Below are 228 nucleotides of genomic sequence, written 5' to 3'. Positions count from 1 at the left end.
GCCCACGACTTCCTCGCGGGCTGGCTCGACGCCTCGGCCCCGCGGGCGCTGGCCACGCACGTGCTCGTCCCCGGCGACGAGGGGCCCGCGCGCACGGCGGAGCGCGGCGCCGCGATCGCGCGGGACGGGACCGGGGAGGCGGGCCCGCGTCCGCGCGCCCGGCGGCGGCCGGCCCGGGGGGGCAGCGTCCCGCGCGGGTCCGGGCGCGGGGCGCTCGTGTTCCGTGAG

General features: G+C 85.1%; 1 protein-coding gene. It reads left to right on the top strand.

All coding sequences use genetic code 11. The features are described 5' to 3' along the window. Positions 1 to 228, top strand: a 228-nt coding sequence (locus KVT14_RS22140) for a hypothetical protein (protein WP_217617461.1), incomplete at both ends; no start/stop codon positions are given.

It is taken from the genome of Cellulomonas sp. GbtcB1, from assembly GCF_019091725.1.
Lineage (GTDB): Bacteria > Actinomycetota > Actinomycetes > Actinomycetales > Cellulomonadaceae > Cellulomonas.
Note: the sequence above shows the minus strand (reverse complement) of the source record. Positions and strands in the feature narration are given on the sequence as shown.